Genomic DNA, 19,637 nt, shown 5'->3' with positions numbered 1-19,637 from the left:
TACGCTTTTAGAAACTAAAACCTGAATCCAAAAAGAGTGTGTAAAGTACACAGCATACTCTTTTTTTAATAAATGACCTGTTTTAGCTAAATTCTACGCAGTTATATAAGTAGGGTAGGTAGCATAAATAGCAATACAATTAAAAAAGAGGGTTATGAAAGCAATCAAAACAATAGTTATAGTACTTATCACAGGTTTGTTTGGAGCAACTCAAGCTGAGGCTCAGATCTGGAAAAAGATCAAGGATAAAACGAAATCCAAGGTAGAGGACAGGGTGTCTGATAAGATATCTGAAAGAATAGCTAATGCTATAGTGGAAAAGATGGATGTTCAACTAAGATCACCGAACAATCCCTATGGAAATAGCATCAGGTCAGAGAAGCCCGAAAACCTTCCTGAAAGTTATTCTTTTGATTGGAAGTTCAAGATGAAGATCACAAATGCCGGGATGAGTGATGAGATGTATCTTGATTATTATATGACCTCAAATGGTAATTATATTGGGTATGAGATGCCTGAAGCTGAGGGAATGTTCATGGTAATGGATGGGGATATTAAAAGCACCATTTCTTTTATAGAGCAAGAAAAAAACAAGATGGCATTAACGTATTCCTTTCCGGATGAAATGAGCTCTGAGGATGATTCAGACATGGAAAATGAAGACATGATTATTACGGATCTTCCTTCAAAAACAATTTTAGGATATGAAGCAGAGGGTAAACAGATCGAAACGGACGAATCAACGGTCATTATGTACTATACTGATGAGATCAATATGAGCTTTTCCGGCATGTTTCCATCGTTCAACAATAATGAAAAAACCCCGGATTACGATTATCCAAAGGATATGCAGAATGCCTCAGTTCTTTATATGGAGGTCACTGAAAAGGAAAGTGGGGATACATTCATAATGGAAGGGCTCTCCATTGATAAGGTAGACCGAAAGATCAGAATTGAGGACTATCAGTTTCTGTGATCGGAAACACTCAGGTTTTCTGAAACCACGGATACATTGTGGCTGAACTTGTCAAATTTGGCCCGACGAATGGCGCTGCCCTCGAAAATGGAATCGTATTGTTCTTGAGTCAGGTTTTGCCAGAAATTAAGATCATTATCGACTACGTAGTCTCTGGGGTGAAGGTCAGTGAAAGAGGCTAGTGTTGCTTTGCCGTTCCATGGGCATACATCCTGACAAATATCACACCCATAAAGCCAGTTTTGGATCCCCTCCTGATCAGATTCATCAATTTCTTCTTTGAGCTCGATGGTTAGATAGGAGATACATTTTGTGGCATCCACACGGTATGGTTCATATATGGCATCCGTAGGGCAAGCATCAATGCAGCGCGTGCAGGTCCCACAATGGTCTGTTTGAGGTGTATCCGGGCTCAATTCAGCATCAATGATCATCTCCCCGATAAAGAAAAATGAACCAATATCTTTATTCAATAAATTGGAGTTCTTACCGATCCATCCTAAGCCTGCCCGCTGTGCCCAAACTTTATCAAGCACCGGGGCTGAATCGGTAAAAATTCGGCCTTCCAATCCACCAAATTTTTCTTTCGTAAAATGAAACAGCTTTTTCAGATTTTTTTTCAAGACCTTGTGATAATCACGCCCCTGAGCATATTTGGAGATTAGTGGATGGTTGGTATCACCTATCTGGCGGGCATGGGATGGATGCCAGTAACTGGCCAGAACTGAAACAACCGTCTTTGAGCCGGGAACAAGAAGAGTGGGATCCACGCGTTTCTCAAAGTGGTTCTCCATCCATGTCATGGTGCCGTTTCGATCCTGGTTCAACCACTCAGAAAGACGTCGTTCCTCATGTGGCAGATGTTGAGCCCTGGCAAAACCACAGGCATCGAAACCCAGTTCCAAAGCATAAGCTCTGATCTGCTCCGTCAATTGTTGCTGATCGACCATCATTTAAATTAGGTCTGAAGGGGATTATAATTATTTGACTGGAACCAGTTTATCGCCTTTCCATACAAGATCCTGTGTTTTACCATTAACCATACGTACGGTTCTTGCCTTATACTTTTTGACCACGGCATAATCGTGGGTGATCATTAGTACAGCCATGCCTCGGTTGTTGATAGTTCTGAGGAGCTCCATGATCTCTTTTGTAGCCTTGGGGTCGAGGTTACCGGTTGGTTCATCCGCTAATAATATACGAGGCTCATTTGCCAGTGCACGCGCAATCACCACACGTTGTTGTTCACCTCCGGAAAGATCTCTAGGGAGATGTTTCCTTCTGTGACTAAGTCCAACCATCGTCAGAACCTCAAGCACCCGTTCTTTGATGAATTTTGGTTTTTCCCCCGTTACCTGAAGAGAAAAGGCAACATTATCAAACACATTGCGGTCTTTAAGTAACTGAAAATCCTGAAAAACAATACCAAGCCTTCGGCGAAGCATCGGAACTTCCCGCTCACTGATCTTATTTACCGGATATTCAGTCACCCGAACGGTGCCCGCATCGGGGACAACATCTCTGTATAGAAGTTTTAAAAAAGTGCTTTTTCCGATACCTGTCGGCCCAATAAGATAGGCGAATTCACCATTATGGAGTTTGAAGTTAACATCGTCCAAAACCCTGTTCTTGTCAAAGTTCAGGGTCACATTTTTAAGTTCAATTACTGCTGTTTCTGACATTTAAGAACCATTGTTACGCGTGCGCTGTTTTCGTCTGCATCAACCAAATCAAAATCTTCGTATTTGGCAACCCGATGATAGGGCGTTTGATCTAAAATTGACAACATTTGATCAAGTGAATATACACGTTGTTCATGAACTTCATGAAAACTTTCCAAAACGGTTTTACCGTCACGGTCCATTAGATCAATATCAAAAATGTTGTAGTGAAATTTACTATGTGGATCATACTTACTTTTCCTGAAATAACGGTATGAACCGTAACTGCCTTCTTCATTATTCAGATAATCTACGGCTTCAAGTGAATTTTGGGGGGTTGAGAAATCAAAGATCAAAAGTCCGTTGGGGTTCAGGATCTTATAGCATCCCCGTAGCATTTTCAGGATCTCGGTTTCATCATGTAAATAATTTACGCTGTCAAAAACTGAGAAAATGATATCGAATTTCCGGTTAATATCAATATCCATAAAATCCATACTTTGAAACTGTACATTGAGTTCCTGCTCAGCCGCTTTTTGACGTGCCTTTTCAACCATGGCAGGTGAAAGATCGGTGCCCGTTAAATTATATTCATCAAACCGGGCCAGACAAAGAGAGATAGCCCCGGTTCCACAAGCAAGTTCCAATACATCGATAGGATTGGGGTGATGTGTTTGTATGACTTCGTCTATAAAATCAGCCCACATCTCGTAATCTACATCATCCATCAGAGTATCATACAATTCAGCCAGTGCTGTATAAATTGGAGTCGTATCAGTTTTCACGCAGTTTCTTATTTGAAAGTTCTACAGCAAGTTTATATGCCTGTTTAAATGAGGATGGATTTGCAATGCCCTTTCCGGCAATATTAAAGGCTGTACCATGATCGGGTGAGGTTCTTATGATCGGTAAACCGGCGGTGAAATTAACACCTTTACCGAATGACAGGAGCTTGAAAGGGGCAAGTCCCTGATCGTGATACATCGCCAGTATTCCATCATATTCTTCATGCAATTTTTGGCCAAAGAAGCCATCAGCCGGGTAAGGCCCAGATACGTGAATATTGCCGGTCGTATCATTTATTTCTTGAAGGGTAGGGATGATCGTATCAATTTCTTCCATACCTATCACTCCTCCGTCTCCTGCATGAGGATTCAGCCCAAATACAGCGATCTTTGGTTCTTTAATACCAAAATCATTGATCAGGCTATCAGCAAGTAATTTGGTTTTTCTTTTTATCAGGGATGGGGATATCGTTTTTGAAACATCCTTCACAGGAATGTGACCTGTAACCAGGGCTACTCTCAAAGAACCGCTGACCAGCATCATGAGTACAGCATCTGTGTTGGTTGAGGAAGCCAGAAACTCTGTATGCCCAGGGATATCATACCCGGCCAGGTTCACCGATTCTTTTGATATAGGAGCGGTCACCAACGCATCAGACTTTTGACTCATACATAGCTTTATACCGGTTTCAATTGCTTTCATGGCAACTTTGCCGCTGTCTTTAGATAATGTACCGGGTGTTATTTTGATATCATTTTCTTCAATAGGTAAGAGGTTGATCTCGCCGTTTCTGACCTCATTAGTATCTTTTACTATGTTGAGGTCAATATCCAGTTTTAACAGTTCTGAATAATACTCGATGACCTCGACAGGACCAAGAATGAGGGGGGTAGACCCTTGCAGATTCTGAGCAGAAAGAGCTTTCAGTATGATCTCCGGCCCGATCCCGTTGAAATCCCCTATAGAAATTGAAATTATTGGTTTAGTCTGCATAAGTACCTGAAATTACAATTTAAAGCTTGTAATCCATAACCTTACTGCTTTCCGATCAGTTTAAAATCACCAAACCCTGAAACCGCCTCAAACACAAATGATTGATTGGGGTATTTCCAGATCTCACGTGTTTTTCCACCGGGTGGGAAGACACGTTCCGTTGAATTTGGAGGACCGAATTTTATATAGATCTCGCCACGGTCACTCTCATGGCCCATAGGTTCCTGTTGGCTTCCAAATTCCTTATACGCATAATCTATCCTTCGATAGTATTCTGCCATTAACTCATTATAAACAGTATTAGGGGTAGGGTCTCTTTGATCCCAGAATGCACGGAACTTTCTTTCCTTCTCTTTATCAGAGCCCTGCTTGATCCTATCTATTTCTTCATTTGATACAATAAATTTCATCATATCAATTGCAATATTCAAATTATACAAGCTTGCCGGCATATCCCGCCAGTACGTATGGAAGTTCCTTTCAGCAACCGTACTGTCAGTCATAGAATCTTTAATGGTGAGTGTATAACTGGAATTATCAAATTTACTCGAAGGCACACTGATAACGGCATAGGTAAAATTGCCCATATTGGTGAAATGGAGTGCCGGTTCAGATTGCTTTTTGACACTTAAAGAAGCATTTCTAATGAAAGAATCATTGGAAATTTCAGAATTGTAAACCGGTTCTGATTTATTTTTATCTGATCCATTTTCGGCTGATCTATTAATCACAGCTTTGTATGTGTTGTTTTCTTTGTAATCCGGTATGCGGATCAAAGCAGTAAAATCCTTGCCAAAGATGATGTTATCATCCAGATTCATCAGTGTATAACTTGTGCCATTTGAAGTTTCATCTACAGAATTGATCAGGTAGATCTCACCTTTGTTTTTTTCTTTGAGTGCGGGAATTTTTATTTCCCTGCGTTGTGTGCTTCGCTCATTCACTTCTTGAAGCATGGATAATTGGAGAACATAGTTGTAGGTGCCCGGAGCAAGATTCGCAGTAAGAGCTCCCGATGCATACTTTGTATTGGTTTGGGTATCTTCAAAATTGGCTGCATATAAAGTATCAGTCCATGTATCCCTGGCAGCTGTATTCGTCCCCGGGTCGTTTCTTCGCCGGATCTTTCCCTCGAATACCTCGGCACTGAACCTTAGGGTTGAATAAAATTCAGCGTTTGATGGTACTTGATCCAACTCTGAGGCCTGAAGTTTTCTGAAAGGGATGAAATCGTTATTGAAACGAAAAGAAAACACAAGGGTGGAAGAGCTGTCGCTATTTGGAATGATAATATCATTAATAAATATCTGAGGCATCTCAGAACGACTTAACAATTGTGGATAGGATACCCTTTGTGAAAACGCTGAATGTGTGATCCCTAGTGAGATCAACAGAACTGCCAAAAACTTATACATACTTTAAAAGGTTTTTTGAATGAATTTATTGAATATCGGGGTTTACTGATTAAATATAATCCCTATTTTCAACGCACCATTTCATTAATCATTATAAAAGTAAATTTCAGCTGTTTATGAGTACATCAACCGGAAGCGCTACCAAGAACTGGCTTAGTCAACTAATCGAAGAATTTGGAGAAATTGAAGGCCAGATCAAACTTGGAGGCGGGCAAAAACGCATCGATAAAGAGCATGGCAAGGGCAAACTGACTGCCAGGGAGCGTATTGAGCTTCTTACCGATGAAGACTCTGAGTTTTATGAACTGGGTTTATGGGCCGGATATGAGATGTATGAAGAGCAGGGCGGTTGCCCGGCCGGTGGAGTGATCACAGGTATCGGTGAGGTCAGTGGCCGTCAATGTATGATCGTGGCGAATGATGCCACGGTAAAAGCCGGAGCTTGGTTCCCTATCACAGCTAAGAAGAATTTGAGAGCGCAGGAAATAGCCATAGAAAATCATATTCCACTGATCTACCTGGTTGACTCGGCCGGTGTATTTCTTCCAATGCAGGATGAGATCTTTCCGGACAAAGATCATTTTGGACGCATGTTCAGGAACAACGCTGTGATCTCAGCCAAGGGAATTCCACAGATCGCGGCCATCATGGGGAGCTGTGTAGCAGGTGGTGCTTATTTACCAATTATGAGTGACGAAGCTCTGATCGTTGATGGAACCGGTAGTGTATTCCTGGCAGGAAGCTACCTGGTGAAGGCAGCCATTGGTGAGGATGTGGATAACGAAACTTTGGGTGGAGCAACTACTCATACTGAGATCTCGGGGGTCACTGATTATAAAATGGAAGATGATGAAGAGTGTTTGGCCACGATCAGAGATCTTGTAGATAAACTTGGGCCATTTGAAACAGCCGGATTCAACAGGAAAGAACCCAAGGACCCAGAAAGACCTTCAAGTGATATCTTTGATATTTTGCCGGAATCAAGAACCAGTCCTTACGATACCTATGATCTTCTCGACTGCGTTATTGATGAAGGTAGTTTTACTGAATTTAAAAAAGGGTATGGACAAACTCTTATTACAGGCTATGCCCGTATCGATGGGTGGAGTGTTGGAATTGTTGCCAATCAGCGTAATATAAACCGAACCAAACAAGGCGAAATGCAGATCGGGGGAGTGATCTATTCTGACAGTGCTGATAAAGCTGCCCGGTTCATTATGAATTGTAACCAGAAAAAGATCCCATTGATATTCTTTCAGGATGTAAGTGGATTTATGATCGGTAAACGCAGTGAGCATGGTGGTATCATAAAAGATGGGGCCAAAATGGTCAATGCAATGAGTAACAGCACGGTGCCAAAGATCACGATCGTTGTGGGTAACAGCTATGGAGCAGGCAATTATGCGATGTGTGGCCGGGCGTATGATCCACGCTTCATGTATGCCTGGCCCACGGCAAAGATCGCTGTTATGAGTGGGGCCTCAGCATCCAAAACACTGATGCAGATACAGGTGGCTGCTATGAAGAAAAAAGGCAAAGAAGTGAGTGAGGAAGAGCAGGAAAAGATCATGAAAAAGATCAGTGACAGATATGATCATCAGACGGATGTCAGATATGCAGCTTCAAGGCTTTGGGTGGATGGGATCATCAATCCACTTGAAACGAGAGATCGAATATCTAAAGCGATCAGCTGCGCGAATTTGAATCCTGAGATCGAGGAATTCAAAACCGGTGTGATCCAAACCTAAAGCAAAGTGACCAAGAGAAACCCCATTCTTTGAATTACGACCTATATAAAGACCGAAATATTGTATTTCTGGGAGTCGAATCCAGTTTCACACTGATCGACTTTCTTTTATTTTTTTCGAGTTTCATCCTTGGGTTTGTATTTGCACTCTTCTTTTTCATATTCGCATTTGCGGTGCTACAGAAGATATTTTCCCGGTACGAATTTGAGTTCGATTCTGATACTTACACAATTACCAAATATTATAAGTTCTTTGGTTATTTCAGGCTCAGGATCCAAACAGTAGGCTACGGTGAGATAGATGAAATATTATTATCAAATTATGATAGTGGGAAAGCATTATTTGGAAAAGGCATGGAGCAGACCGAATGGTTTACCTTGGATATTATCACTCAAAACGGTTACATCCGCATGGTAAGAGCAGATAATGAAGAATTGGATGACATTTATGAGATTTTTGAGGTTCTGAAAGAGAGAATGGATATTTACTTTAGGTTCAGGATTGAGTTCATTGAATCATGATCGTACACACGAAAGTAATAGTTTTAAAAGTCATCGATTTTCAGGAATCAAGTAAGATCCTCACGGTTCTTTCTGAACAACATGGAAAAATAGCTCTCATTGCTAAAGGGGCAAAAAAGCCCAAGAGTAAACTCTCAGGAATCCTAGAGACGGGAGCGGTACTTGATGTCGTTTATTATTATAAACAGTCAAGGGGAGTTCAAACTTTATCTGAGGCTTCCATTTACTATTCTGACCATAGCTTCAGAACCAACCTGGAAAAGACTGCAATTTTATATGCTACATTAGAGTTAATAACACAGATCGTACATGAGCATGAGGTAAATGAACCGGTCTTTGATTTTGTTATGACATTTATAAAATGGCTTGGTAACTCTAAGGAAACATATCCATGCCTTTTTGCGTACGTTCAGATCAGGTTAGCGGATATCATTGGATTTGGTTTGGTTAGTAACATGGAAAACATTCCTGATAATGCTTATTTAAATATCTCGAGTGGAAACCTTTCGGAACATTCTGAAGATGAATTATCTTATAAACTAACAGTTGCTCAAACTCAATTCATGGTTTTGGCTATGGCCGGCAGAAACAGCAAAATATTTGAGGTTCATTTCGGCAACGGTGAATTGAAACAACTTGTTCATCATCTTGATGTATATTTTAAATATCATATTGAAGGTTATCAGGAGCGAAAGTCTGATTCCATCTTTGAGCAGATGCTATAAATCTGATTTATTATGAAAAGAAAAGATCTGATCCTTACCGGGATATTATTACTGATGATAGGAGTGACCATAGGTACTCTGGTAGCGCTATATTCTATCAACAAAGAACTTGCTCCTTTATCGGAGGTTCGTGTCACAGAAATTAATCGCAGCTCGGATCCATTCATCAGTGATGAGACCCTTGAAAATGCAGATGCCCGGTTTCTATTCAGAAAGATTGCTGAAGAAGTGACACCAACGGTTGTATATATTGAAGCGATCGTCCCTATTCAGGGAACAATTCCCAATGATGAGAATCACCAGTTTGAGGAAGAAGACCTTGATGATGAAGAAAGTATCTGGGACCGGCTGATGCCACAAAGAGCTCGCACGGTTGGTTCAGGAGTTTTGATTACATCAGACGGATATATACTGACCAATCACCATGTGATTGAAGGAGCGGTTGAAAACGGATTGAATGTCGTTCTGAGTGATAAAAGAGAATATCCTGCACAGGTTATCGGTTACGACACCAGTACTGACCTTGCGGTTATAAAGATCAATGGCTCGGAGCTGCCTAAAGTAACCGTTGGTGATTCAGATACGATAGATGTAGGTGAATGGGTACTTGCAATTGGAAACCCATTCAGACTTAGATCTACGGTGACCGCCGGAATTGTAAGCGCCTTAAGCCGGGATGTTCAGATCATAAATGACAGAATGAGGATCGAAAGTTTTATTCAAACTGACGCGGCTATCAATAAAGGAAACAGTGGTGGCGCTTTGGTTAACACCAGTGGACAGTTGGTTGGGATCAATACAGCCATTGCTTCGCAGACCGGAAATTATCAGGGATATGGATTTGCAGTACCAAGTAACCTGGCGATCAAAGTAGCCCGCGATCTTATAGAATATGGACAGGTCAGGCGTGCCCTGTTAGGTGTATCCATAGCTGCAGTTGATTATAACCGGGCGATAGAGAAAGGAATGGAAACCGTGAGAGGGGTAGAGATCATATCAGTTAGTAGGGATGGAGCAGCTTCCGAGTCTGGGCTGGAATCTGGTGATGTGGTGCTCCGGGTAAATGGAGTAGAGGTAAATGAAGCCAACGAGTTACAGCAGCAGGTTGCTGTCTTGAGTCCTGGCGAAAATGTACTGCTAACAATATTAAGAGATGGTGACATATTTGACAGGGAGGTTCCCCTAAAAATGCAGGAACCGGATGAAGTACCCGAGATCGATGCAAATGAAGAAAGTATAGTCCCGGATGAGATCCCTGAAGGAAATAATGGGGGTATAGAATATAAAGAATTCGATCTTGGTTTTAGATTGGTTGGTATAGCAAATCCCGAAAATCCAGAAAACCACGATATATTTGTTCATCGGGTTTATCGTTATTCTGAAGCCTGGAATAGAGGAATGAGAGAAGATCAGCAGATCACTGAAATAGATGGAAAAAAGGTTGAGAATCTCGAAAGATTAGAAGAACTTCTGACCCAAAATTTAAATACAAACAGATCGGTCACCCTTCAATTTATAAATGAAGAAGGGGCAACTGGATATGTTCGGTTAGAAAAACATCAATGATGCAAACTATCAAAGTACTTGTTATCTCAGCAGTAATTTCAACAGGAATTTTCGGTTGTTCTGCCACACAGGAAACGACAACAAAACGATCTGCTGATCCAGCTGCTTCAAATACTCCTTCATGGTATCAGAAAACGGCTTTTCAAACTGATTCTACATCATTTACCGGTTATGGGGAAGCGGTTGCCTCAGATTCCATTATGGCCATTGAAAATGCAGAAGTACAGGCAAGGGTCAACCTTGAAAGCGGTGTATCTGAGATCGTAGAGGAAACCCGAAACAGCTTGTTAGAAGGTGGGAATGAAACAGTAAGTAAGCCGGAGTTTCTTATTATGCTGCGTAATGCCAGTCAGACTATTCAGGATGAGGGATCAGTTACCAACAAAACGGCCATCAAAAAGGATGGATATTTCAGGGGATATGTGACAGTTAAGATCTCCAGGTCGGATGCACGAAATGTACTTAATTCCGGTTTTGAAGCAAATCCGGAATACTGGAATATCCTCAGTTCAGAGTCTGTTTTCGAATAACCGGATATGCGCTTCTAGCATGAGGCAATGTAGATAGTAGTTCTTCTGTCTATTTTTCAATAATTATTTGATCCGCTGCACACTTTGATAGCTGTATGGATCAGACTGCTTACAATATTTACAAAATTTAGATAGCATATCCTTTATTACTATCAAATTATTGCAGTTATTTCTACGATTCAAAACTTTAACTATATCGTCTGCTATGAGAAAAACTTTTCTAATGACAGCGCTGTTATTTTTGGGGTTGGGAGTGCAGCAAGTTGTTGCACAAACCACACCGGCACATGCGCTTAAGAACGTGACTATTCATAATGCCGATGGCTCTGCCATGGAATCCGCCACCATAATTTGGCGGGATGGTGTGATAGAAGCTGTTGGAACAAACGTGAACATCCCATTTGATGCCTATGAGATAGATGGAGGTGACAGCCTCCACGTCTATCCAGGATTTATTGATGGATATTCGATCTGGGGAAGTCCTGATCTCCCTACTGATCTTCCGGAGTTAGATGACCCTGGTAATCCTCCTTATGATCGTGCGGGTATTCAAACTGAAAGAGATCCTTCAGACTTACTGACTGAAGACAAAAACTTTGAAGCAGCTATGAAAGCAGGCTTCACAACGGCTGCATTGTATCCTAATGGTCATATGCTTCCTGGAAGTGTTGAGGTTTTCTATCTCTCAGATGATCATGAAAAAGTAGAATTGATTTCTGACAACATTGGTATGGCAGGATCTTTTGATACTGCACCCGGTGGCTGGAGCAGCGGAGCATATCCTTCCACACTCATGGGAGTGATGGCTAAATTCAGACAAGTGATGTTTGATGCTACTGCACTGCAGCAACATATCAAGTACTATTCTCAAAATCCTGAAATGCCGGCTCCTGACAGGGATCAGGTTCTGGAAGCATTGTTTCCGGTAATAAATAAAGAAACGCCACTTTTCTTTGAAGTTGACTCCAAAGAGAATATTGAGCGTCTGCTTAAATTACAGGACGAATTTGGTTTCGGCCTTGTGATCGTATCCGGAAAGGAAGCCTATGCTAAAGCAGAAGAGTTGAAGCGTAGAAATATTCCGGTATTGGCTAGTGTAGACTTTACCGATGCTCCTGATTGGTATAAAGAAGACAAGAAAGAAAATGATGATTCTGAGGATTCAGAAACTGAAGTGACTGAAGAAGAGATCTCAGAGGAAGAAAAAGCATACCGCGCCAAGCAACTGGAAGCCTGGAAGGCTGAAGTTTCAAATATCAAAAAATTGATGGATGCCGGAGTAAATGTGGGTTATGCCTCTTCCGGCCTGGATCTTAAAGACCTTAACGGCAAACTCAAAACCCTTCTTGATGAAGGTGGAATGACAGAGCAAAACCTTGTGCAGCTTATGACACGAAACACAGCTGATATTTTGGGAATAAGCAGAACTCACGGGAGCATAGCAAGGGGCAAAAACGCAAGTTTTTCAGTTTTTGATAAGCAAATGTCTGAAGACGATGCCAAGGTTTACCACAACATTACGAATGGAATTATTCACGAATTTAATGGAGAGTAACACAATGAAGAAATTAATAACACTTTGTGTGATCGCAGTTGCCTTTGTTGTCTCTGTCCATGCACAGGATAAAGGTTCTGTACTGATCAAGAATGCCACTGTTATCACTGTGACAAACGGTGACCTGGAAAATACCGACGTATTGATCCGAGATGGGATCATCGAAGAAATTGGGAAAGACCTGAGGGCTCCAAGAGGAGTTGAAACAGTAGACGCAACCGGCAAGTATGTGATGCCCGGTATTATTGATGCTCATTCTCATTTGAATGGGGTAGATATCAACGAAGCAAGAAATCCGGTTACTGCAGAAGTAACCATGGAAGAGTCCGTTGATCCGAATGATGTTGGTATCTATCATGCCCTTGCCGGCGGTGCTACCACTATTCATCTTATGCACGGTTCAGCAAATGTGATCGGTGGTCAGGGTGAAACCCTAAAATTACGATACGGTACCACTCAGGATGGGATGCGATTTGAAGGTGCCAAGCGTACCATTAAGTTTGCATTGGGTGAAAACCCAACAAGGGTACACGGTCAAGGTAACGGCATTCAACCCAGAACACGAATGGGAGTTGAGCAGGTAGTCAGAAATCACTTTGATGAAGCCCTGGATTACAAACGTAAGCGTGAGGCTTACCTGAGTGCCAAAGCTGAGTATGATCGCAGGGGACGTGGAACTCCTCCCGTGCCTGTTGCAGAAAACTTGAGGTATGAAGTACTCAATGATATCATTGAAGGAGAGATCTATGTGCACTGTCACTCTTACCGTGCTGATGAGATCCTGATGTTGATGCGTGTCTTCAACGATTACGGTATCAAAAACTACACATTTCAGCATGCCAATGAGGCTTTTAAAGTAGCACCGGAACTGGCTAAAAATGGAGCCATGACCTCAGTATTCTCCGACTGGTGGGCCTACAAGTTTGAGGTATACTATTCAACGGCTTACAATGCTTCAATTCTGAATGCAAATGGAGTGATCAACAGTATCAACAGTGACAACAATCAGCTACTGAGAACATTGAATCACGAAGCAGCCAAAGTGGTGAGATATGGAAATACCACTGTGAATGATGCCATCAAAATGATCACCTTGCATCCGGCTATGCAGCTTGGAATAGATGATCATGTAGGAAGTATTGAAGAAGGGAAACACGGTGATGTGGTTGTATGGAGCGGACACCCTTTAAGTATTTACAGTATGGCAGAAATGACCTTCGTTGACGGTAAAAAATATTTCGACCGTTCCAGCGATCCTGATGACATGCGTATTGATATCGATCCGGGTACTGATTTCGAAGACGGAGCAAATTTTAGAGAGATCGTCACACGGCGTGAAGAAGATGCGTGCCTGCAGGATGCTTTTATATTGATGCAAAATAACACTCAAAACTAAACAGGAGAACAGAACATGAAGAAGCTAAATATTTTTATTGTAGCCATTGCTCTGCTGTTTGGTTTAACAGCAACAACTCAGGCTCAAATTACGGAAAAACCGGAGTTTGGTAAATTTGCCATTACTGGTGCCACTATCCACACAGTTACCAATGGTACCATTGAGAATGGTGTGATACTCATAGAAGGTGAAGAGATCGCCTATGTTGGAAATAATATCCGTGTAACAGGTGATTATAAGCGCATAGATGCAACCGGGAAGCACATATATCCTGGTTTTATTGATGGTTGGTCAGGGCTTGGATTGGTTGAGATCTCAGCAGTACCGGTAACGGTAGATGATGCCGAAGTCGGTCAGTTCAACCCTAATATGTATGCATTCACAGCCTTCAACCCACATAGTGCCTCAATTCCGGTGACCAGGGTCAGCGGTGTCACTACTGTTCTTGCTAAGCCAAGATCAGGTAGTATTTCAGGAAAAGCTGCTGTTATGAATCTATGGGGATATTCACCCGATTCGATGGCAGTTAAGAAGAGTGGCGCACTCGTTATGAATCTTCCATCATCAACAGGTGGAGGCTGGTGGGATAACCGCACCGAGGAAGAGATCAAAAAACAATATGATCGTCAGATCAATGAGATCAACGATTTTATGGCTAAAGCACGTTTCTATGATAATATGATGAAAGCCTATGAAGATGATCCTTCCGGAAAGACCAAACCGGACCATGATCCTAGAATGGAAGCTATGCGAGAAGTTCTAAGTGGAGATGTTCCCGTTGTTATTTCGGCAGACAGTGAACAGGAAATTCTGGATGCCATTGAATGGGCCAAAGCATATGAAGGAATGAACTTCATTCTGGCCGGAGTTACCGAAGGGTGGAGAGTGGCTGATGAGATCGCTGAAGCCGGTATGGGTGTACTTACCACTACGCTATATACACCTAGTCGTGATTATGATAACTACCAGCGACCTTACCAAAATCCGGGACTAATGACTGATGCCGGTGTTAAGGTGGCTATTGTTTCTGATGATACAGAAAACTCCAGAAATACTGCTTTTGAAGCAGGGTATGCGGCCACTTATGGTATGGGAACCGAAGAGGCTCTTAAAGCAGTGACCATTAATCCGGCGGAACTTTTTGGAGTAGCTGATAAGATCGGTTCACTTGAAGAGGGTAAACAGGCAAACTTGTTTATCTCTGACGGAGATCCCTTTGAACCACTGACAAAAATTGAGCAGGTTTTTATTAAAGGCTATAAGATCCCAATGCAAAGCCGTCACTCTCAATTATATGATGAGTTCCTTGACAGGGATGCGGTCAACGAATGATCAGAGATGATTTAGTACGTTCTAAAACTAAACCCTGCTTTATAAATAAGCAGGGTTTTTTATTTCACAAGCAGTGAAAATATCCCGATATTCAATTCAAATCTAAGTTGTTATAAATAAGTATTTAAATGAAAGATTTTATTCGTATTGCGTCAGGACAAGGCTTCTGGGGCGACCTGCCAAACGCTCCCGTTAATCAGGCTAAAAAAGGGCCTATTGATTATCTCGTTATGGACTACCTTGCCGAGGTTACTATGTCTATTATGCAAAAACAACGAATGCGGAATCCGGAATGGGGCTATGCTCGTGATTTTGTATCTGTAGTGGAACAGGTGCTTCCTGAGATCAAAAATGATGGCATCAAGGTTATTAGTAATGCAGGTGGAGTAAATCCCATGGCCTGTAAAGATGAGATCCTCAAAGTAGCCCGGGAAAAGGGATATAAGGATCTGAAAGTAGCTGTTGTAGATGGTGATGATATCCTGGAACAAATTGACGAATTGATTGAGGATGATCATACTTTGAACAACATGGACAATGGAAAGCCTATATCTGAAGTGAAGGATGAGTTGCTTAGCGCCAATGTTTATTTTGGTTGTTGGCCAATTGTGGAAGCGCTTCGAACAGGAGCGGATGTGATCATCACGGGACGCGTGACGGATACAGGGTTAACACTGGCTCCAATGATCCATGAATTTGGATGGGAATCAGATGATTTTGATAAAATGGCTGTGGGTACTATAGCAGGTCATATTATTGAGTGTGGTGCTCAAGTATCCGGCGGGAATTTTACGGACTGGGAAAAAGTAGAAGATTTTACTGAGATCGGATTTCCGATCATAGAGGCTTATCCCAATGGTGATTTTTATGTTACGAAGCATGAGAATACCGGTGGTCTGATCAGTGAAATGACAGTAAAAGAACAACTCCTTTACGAAATTGGTGACCCCTCAGAATATATTACTCCGGATGTGATTGCTGACTTTACGTCAATACAGGTTAAAGAAACGGATAAGAACAGAGTTAAGATTTCAGGAATAAAAGGGCACCCTGATACACCCACTTATAAAGTTTCCGCAAGTTATAATGACGGCTATAAATTATCGGCCACCCTGGTTTATTGCTGGCCGGATGCTCTTAAAAAAGCAGTAAAAGGTGCTGAGATCTTAAAGAGTCGCGCTGAACTGCTTGAGCTTGAATTTGATGCATTTCACAGCGAATACATAGGATATAATGGTAATTCGGAAATACCTGTAACCGAGGAAGCCCTTGAAAAAGAGTTTGATGAGATACAGTTACGGGTATCTTTGTCCGGCAAAAGTAAAAAAGATCTTAATAGATTCGGGATGGAGATAGCTCCTTTGATCCTTACGGGCCCAAGTGGGGTAACCGGTTTTGCAGGGGGCAGGCCTAAAGCCAGTGATGTTGTTGCTTATTGGCCGGCATTGCTTGATAAAAAAGCGGTTAAACCACGTGTTACCCTTTTCGAAATAGATTGATCTTTTTACGAGGACCGTTAAATAAGGAGAAACCCATAATTTCATGAAAATTGCGATCATTGGAGCGGGTATCTCCGGTTTAGCGGCCGGTATTGAGTTAAAGAAATCTGGTCATGAAGTAATTATTTTTGAAAAAAGCCGGGGATATGGGGGCAGAATGGCTACCCGGTATGCTGAGAATGATAAGAATTTAAAGCTTGATCATGGTGTACCGTTCATAATTTCAGAGTCTGATGATTTCGGTAAGCTCATTGAGAAACTCTCTGCAAAGAATATATTGAAAGAGTGGAAGGGTAAGCTCATATTTAGAGATCAGAATGGTAAACAAAAAGTTGATAACCAGGATATTAAGAGATTTAATGCACCAAATGGAATGAATTCGATCGGTAAATTTCTGGGAAACGATCTCGATATCAGATTTAGTGAGAGAATAAAAAGACTGGCAATTGATGAAAAACAGCATAACTGGAGACTAATATCTGAATCAGGTATAATTGAAAAGATCAATGCTCTGATAATTTCTGCTCCGGCTCCTCAAGCGTTAGAATTACTAAGTACTGCAGGTAAAGGTATTAACGCCCAAAGTATGATCAAAGAACTGGATAAAGTTAAATATGCTCCTCAATTCGCTCTTATGCTGACTTATAACCATAAGGATGAACCCGATTGGGGGATGATGAATGTGGATGATGAAATCATAAATTTTATTTCATATGAGTCTAAAAAACGTGATCTTGATAAGACAGCAATAATTGTTCATTCATCTCCTGACTTTGCAACCAAGTATTTAGATAAGGACAGAGAAAAGGTCACGGATTTGATGCTGGAAAGACTAATTTCATTAATTGGCAAGTGGGCAGATTACCCTGAGTGGAAACAGACTCATTTGTGGAGATATAGTCAAACCAGGAATTGGTTACCCTATGACTTTATGGAGATCAGTGGAAACGACACTCCATTAGCATTGGTTGGTTCTTATATGAAAGGTAAAACTGTTGAATCAGCTTACCTGTCGGGACTGAAACTCTCAAGGCATTGGGAGAAAAAGTTTTCTGAAAAAAATAATAACTCTAAAGCCAAAACACCTTGAACGGTTTGGGCGCAATAAAAGAATTAAATAAATACCTGAAGAGGTATAAGAGCACCATGATTTGGGGTGTTCTGTTTTTAACAGCTTCTAACTTTTTCCTGATATGGATCCCGGTACTCATCCGGAAGACTATGGATGAAGTGGAATCCCTTTCTGATGCCGGATTTCAGATCCCTGATAACATCATAAAAACACTTTTTAATACAGAGGCCTCACTTGTTCTGGCTCAGAATTCATTGATCTTGATCGGGACAGTTGTACTGTACGGCATACTGTTATTTGCAACAAGGCAAACACTCATTGTCACTTCCAGAAAGGTCGAGTTTGATATCAGAAATGATATTGTGAAAAAACTGATGGACCTGCCTCAGCGATATTTTACTGAAAATTCATCAGGTGAAATATATGTAAGGGCGACGGAGGATGTAGGGAAGGTCAGAGATTATTATGGTCCTGTTATCATGTATAGCGTTAATACGGTAACAAGAGCCGGATTTGTACTAGCCATGATGTTCATTGTAAATACAGAACTTACATTCTGGGCTTTATTACCCTTACCGTTTATATCTATTTTTGCTTACTGGATCACAGGTTATATCCATGAGCACTCCACGATCATTCAAGAGCAGTATTCCAGAATGGCCGGGCGAGCAAAAGAAACATTTTCGGCCATTCGTCTGATCAAGTCCTTTAACAGAGTTGAGCACGAACAGGAATTGTTCGAAAATGAGAGTGAGGATTATCGAAAGAAAAAACTTAGACTTGATATGATCGAGTCGATGTTTCATCCAGGACTTAATTTTCTAATAGGAATATCACTGCTCATAGTGATATGGAAAGGTGGTGAAATGGTGATCGAGGGAACCATTACCGTAGGTAATATTGCAGAGTTTTTGATCTATGTAGCCTATCTGACCTGGCCGGTTGCCGCACTTGGTTATACGACAAACAGGTTTCAGCGGTCATTAGCATCGTGGGACAGGATCAGGGAATTATTGGATGAACCGATCGAAATTGAGAGTAAAAGTGATAAAATCAACGATGATATTCAGGGGCATCTTGAGTTCCGTCATGTCAGTTTCAAATATCCTGATTCTGAAGAATATGTATTAAATGATGTATCCTTTAAAATCAACGCAGGTGAAAATGTGGCATTGGTAGGGAGAACTGGAGCCGGTAAGACCACCCTGGTACAGTTGATACCAAGATTGTTTGATCCATCAGAAGGTCAGGTATTGCTTGATGGCCATGATCTTAAAGATTGGTCGTTGGATAAAATAAGGGAGTCCATTGGTTTCGTCCCTCAGGAAACCTTCTTATTTTCGGATACAATTGGCGATAATATTGCATTTGGAGTAGATAACGCTTCTCAAGATATCATTGAAGAGGCTGCTGAAAAGGCTCAGGTTAAAGAGAATATTTTGGATTTTGAGAAAAAATTTCAGACTATGCTCGGAGAACGAGGAATAACTCTTTCCGGAGGACAAAAACAAAGAACAGCTATTGCAAGAGCACTGATCAAGGACCCGAAAATTTTGATCTTTGATGATTCATTAAGTGCTGTGGACACGAAAACAGAAGACGCAATATTAAAACATTTAAGGCAAGAGCTTAGCGGAAGGACAACCATTATGATAAGTCACCGTATCTCAACAATCAAAGATGCGGACAGGATCTATTATCTTGAGGATGGGAAAATAACTGAAACCGGTACGCACGAAGAATTGTTAGCTGAAAATGGTAAATATACAGCCATGTACAACAAACAGATTCTTGAACAGGAATTGGCAGAAATCTAAAACAATAAAATAAATCAGGGCTATTTGTATGAAAGCAATGCCCAT

Annotated in this window: 17 protein-coding genes; 12 read left to right on the top strand and 5 right to left on the bottom strand. The window is 41.3% G+C overall.

Features of this window, described 5'->3' with window-relative positions:
• Positions 1-154 precede the first annotated feature (154 nt).
• The gene (locus tag AC13FX_RS13880; protein WP_482881447.1) at positions 155-976 is read left to right on the top strand and encodes a hypothetical protein; all 822 of its coding nucleotides are present in this window, start codon (positions 155-157) and stop codon (positions 974-976) included.
• On the opposite strand, the gene queG is transcribed toward AC13FX_RS13880, so the two are convergent.
• From queG to AC13FX_RS13855, 5 genes are read right to left on the bottom strand one after another with little or no spacing between them, the layout of a single operon-like run.
• Positions 964-1,929, bottom strand: a complete 966-nt coding sequence (queG, locus tag AC13FX_RS13875; RefSeq protein WP_482881444.1) for a tRNA epoxyqueuosine(34) reductase QueG — start codon at positions 1,927-1,929, stop codon at positions 964-966. The two genes, AC13FX_RS13880 and queG, sit on opposite strands and share 13 nt — an antisense overlap.
• A 27-nt stretch (positions 1,930-1,956) precedes the next feature.
• A complete protein-coding gene (gene ftsE, locus AC13FX_RS13870) occupies positions 1,957-2,658 on the bottom strand; it encodes a cell division ATP-binding protein FtsE (RefSeq protein WP_482881442.1) in 702 nt (233 codons plus the stop codon).
• Complete coding sequence (locus AC13FX_RS13865) at positions 2,640-3,422, bottom strand: class I SAM-dependent DNA methyltransferase (protein ID WP_482881440.1); 783 nt, start codon at positions 3,420-3,422, stop codon at positions 2,640-2,642. The genes ftsE and AC13FX_RS13865 overlap by 19 nt, the downstream gene beginning before the upstream one ends.
• Positions 3,412-4,416, bottom strand: coding sequence for a 4-hydroxythreonine-4-phosphate dehydrogenase PdxA (gene pdxA / locus AC13FX_RS13860; protein ID WP_482881438.1), 1,005 nt, complete (start codon positions 4,414-4,416; stop codon positions 3,412-3,414). The genes AC13FX_RS13865 and pdxA overlap by 11 nt, the downstream gene beginning before the upstream one ends.
• A gap of 41 nt (positions 4,417-4,457) precedes the next feature.
• Complete coding sequence (locus AC13FX_RS13855; protein ID WP_482881437.1) at positions 4,458-5,831, bottom strand: GWxTD domain-containing protein; 1,374 nt, start codon at positions 5,829-5,831, stop codon at positions 4,458-4,460.
• A 116-nt stretch (positions 5,832-5,947) separates the two neighbouring features.
• Between AC13FX_RS13855 and AC13FX_RS13850 the strand changes: the two genes are divergently transcribed.
• The 11 genes from AC13FX_RS13850 to AC13FX_RS13800 all read left to right on the top strand — a co-directional run bounded on the left by AC13FX_RS13850 (position 5,948) and on the right by AC13FX_RS13800 (position 19,592).
• Positions 5,948-7,579, top strand: coding sequence for an acyl-CoA carboxylase subunit beta (locus tag AC13FX_RS13850; protein WP_482881436.1), 1,632 nt, complete (start codon positions 5,948-5,950; stop codon positions 7,577-7,579).
• Positions 7,580-7,608: 29 nt separating this feature from the next.
• Positions 7,609-8,100 (top strand): hypothetical protein, encoded by a 492-nt coding sequence (locus AC13FX_RS13845; RefSeq protein ID WP_482881435.1) that lies wholly within the window; start codon positions 7,609-7,611, stop codon positions 8,098-8,100.
• Positions 8,097-8,825: a DNA repair protein RecO gene (gene recO / locus AC13FX_RS13840; protein ID WP_482881434.1), complete on the top strand. Its 729-nt coding sequence runs from the start codon at positions 8,097-8,099 to the stop codon at positions 8,823-8,825. Before AC13FX_RS13845 ends, recO begins: the two co-directional genes overlap by 4 nt.
• A 12-nt stretch (positions 8,826-8,837) precedes the next feature.
• A complete protein-coding gene (locus AC13FX_RS13835; protein WP_482881433.1) occupies positions 8,838-10,391 on the top strand; it encodes a S1C family serine protease in 1,554 nt (517 codons plus the stop codon).
• Positions 10,388-10,921 carry a hypothetical protein gene (locus tag AC13FX_RS13830; protein ID WP_482881432.1) on the top strand — a complete coding sequence of 178 codons (534 nt, stop codon included), beginning with the start codon at positions 10,388-10,390 and terminating at the stop codon, positions 10,919-10,921. Before AC13FX_RS13835 ends, AC13FX_RS13830 begins: the two co-directional genes overlap by 4 nt.
• A gap of 223 nt (positions 10,922-11,144) precedes the next feature.
• A complete protein-coding gene (locus AC13FX_RS13825; protein ID WP_482881430.1) occupies positions 11,145-12,476 on the top strand; it encodes an amidohydrolase family protein in 1,332 nt (443 codons plus the stop codon).
• 4 nt (positions 12,477-12,480) lie between these two features.
• Positions 12,481-13,872, top strand: a complete 1,392-nt coding sequence (locus tag AC13FX_RS13820) for an amidohydrolase family protein (protein WP_482881428.1) — start codon at positions 12,481-12,483, stop codon at positions 13,870-13,872.
• A 15-nt stretch (positions 13,873-13,887) separates the two neighbouring features.
• Positions 13,888-15,204: an amidohydrolase family protein gene (locus AC13FX_RS13815; protein ID WP_482881427.1), complete on the top strand. Its 1,317-nt coding sequence runs from the start codon at positions 13,888-13,890 to the stop codon at positions 15,202-15,204.
• Between the two features lie 128 nt (positions 15,205-15,332).
• Complete coding sequence (locus tag AC13FX_RS13810) at positions 15,333-16,703, top strand: acyclic terpene utilization AtuA family protein (RefSeq protein ID WP_482881426.1); 1,371 nt, start codon at positions 15,333-15,335, stop codon at positions 16,701-16,703.
• Between the two features lie 43 nt (positions 16,704-16,746).
• Complete coding sequence (locus AC13FX_RS13805) at positions 16,747-17,793, top strand: NAD(P)/FAD-dependent oxidoreductase (protein WP_482881424.1); 1,047 nt, start codon at positions 16,747-16,749, stop codon at positions 17,791-17,793.
• A 56-nt stretch (positions 17,794-17,849) separates the two neighbouring features.
• The gene (locus tag AC13FX_RS13800) at positions 17,850-19,592 is read left to right on the top strand and encodes an ABC transporter ATP-binding protein (RefSeq protein WP_482881422.1); all 1,743 of its coding nucleotides are present in this window, start codon (positions 17,850-17,852) and stop codon (positions 19,590-19,592) included.
• Positions 19,593-19,637 lie beyond the last annotated feature (45 nt).

It is taken from the genome of Gracilimonas sp. B-17 (genome assembly GCF_056857935.1).
The sequence above is the reverse complement of the archived record's forward strand: the minus strand, read 5'-3'. Positions and strand labels throughout refer to the sequence as shown.